Here is a 1,739-nt window from a genome sequence, read left to right as displayed (position 1 = left end):
CAGTCCACGGCGACAGCATCCAGCATTGACCACACGACGTCCGCCACCATGATTCCCGCCATGAAACACCGCACCCTTTTCATCACTCTTCTTCTGGTCTGCTTTAGCGCAACCTTCACCCGTGCCGATCAGTTCGTGCTGTTTGATGTGACCTTCACTTTCACTCAGGAAGACGCTTTGAATTCGAAGCCCAATCAGTCGCACTATTATGTCAAAGGCGACATGCTGAATGCTGCGCGCCCCAAAGACTGGACTGCACCCGTGGACTACCGCAACGGGACTGTGCATGTGCGGCTTGAAGTTCTTGAAAAGCCCGCAGGTGATCAACCCACGACATGGAGCGTCTGCTACATTCCCTACAAGGGCCAGAAACACGGCTACGGCTGCATCGGCACCGGCGTTTATAAGACCACCGGCGTGCATGAGAAGGACCTCGACATGACCACCTTCTGGCAAAACAACGACATCCTCTGGGACCAGGGCATCAAGGAAATGCATCTCGTCATCAAAGACGATCACAACCTCCACGCTCACAAACGCCCTGATCCCGAAAAGTTCTTTCCCACCAAAGTTCGCATGATGCTCATCCAGGTCTCGAAGGGTGCGAAGTATGATCCTTCAAAAGTGCCAGGACTGACGGCAGTGAAACCCAACTGACCCGGTGCTATGCCATGGCAGCCTGGCGCCGCATTTGCCGTGATTTGCGCCAGAGCAACACGAGCGGCAGGAACCAGAAAATATTGAGCAGGACCGCGTATTTCATCGCCTGGCGGGTGAACTGGAAAAACACGCTCTGCTTCATCACCGCCCTGGCAGCAGCATCATTCACATGCTGCGCCACGGCCACATCACCCAGTGCATAATGACGAGCGGCAACCAAGGCGCCCTGCACTGCTTCCCAGCCCACGGCACAGCCGCCGTAAGCATTCCAGCCGAGGGCGCAGCCACCAATGGCCCATACGCCGACTCCGAGGCCGCCCCAGCAGGCCACGCCTGTCGCCAATCCGCCCAATGAGACCAGCCCCAATGAACAGGCCCCCAGACTGATGGGCGCAATGGTGCAGGCACCAAAAGCCCCGATCACGCCGAGGGCAAAGTCCCCCACCGCGAACCATGCCTTCACGGGGCGTATAGGCTCACCGCGTTTCCGGCCCAAGCGCAAGTGTACAAGAGGCAGCCCCAGCAGCATCCACTTGCTGCGATACTCGAGCTCCGGCACGCCCCATTTTCCAATGGACAGACCAGGTGCTTCTTGGGCCGCCGCTTCCTGAGATGCCACTCTCCGGTTCTGCCGGAGAGCCCAAGCCAAACCACCTGCACATAACAACAGACATCCAGTGATCATGCCCGTCAGCAGTGTGACGTATGCGGCAGGATGGTGCAGAGCCAGCCATTTACCGTTGTATATGAGCACCACCGTGAATGCGCAAAAAAACAGGATACCACCCAGCTGAACCAAGAATAACTTCTTGATCATCCGCTGCTCCTCCAGGGACCGAGCGCTGTCCATGCTCACCTTGTAGCCGATGCCTGCAGCCACAAAAGCAAGCAGTGGACTCAGCACTCCGTTCATCAAAAGGACAAGGAAGGTCTTGCCGCTTGCCCCCCCTTTGACCAGCGTCACCCCGGCCGTGGCGGCGGAGGCAGACGTGGTGGCCAGCGGCAGAGCCGCGAGCACGCCGCAGGTGAAGGCTGCGGTGGGCATGGTCTGGCGCAGCGTGTTTCCCAGCCTGCGCTCC

The 1,739-nt window shown here is 58.6% G+C and carries 2 protein-coding genes; one reads left to right on the top strand and one right to left on the bottom strand.

What is annotated here, in order from left to right; translation table 11 throughout:
- The first annotated feature begins 48 nt into the window (after positions 1-48).
- Entirely contained in the window at positions 49-657 is a 609-nt protein-coding gene (locus tag WAW39_RS09110; RefSeq protein ID WP_422317989.1) for a hypothetical protein, read from the top strand.
- Positions 658-664: 7 nt separating this feature from the next.
- Here WAW39_RS09110 and WAW39_RS09105 read toward each other — a convergent pair whose 3' ends face one another.
- Positions 665-1,624: a hypothetical protein gene (locus tag WAW39_RS09105; RefSeq protein WP_422317987.1), complete on the bottom strand. Its 960-nt coding sequence runs from the start codon at positions 1,622-1,624 to the stop codon at positions 665-667.
- Between the last annotated feature and the right edge of the window lie 115 nt (positions 1,625-1,739).

This window comes from Prosthecobacter sp., from assembly GCF_049294395.1.
Classification (GTDB): Bacteria; Verrucomicrobiota; Verrucomicrobiia; order Verrucomicrobiales; family Verrucomicrobiaceae; genus Prosthecobacter.
Note: the sequence above shows the minus strand (reverse complement) of the source record. Positions and strands in the feature narration are given on the sequence as shown.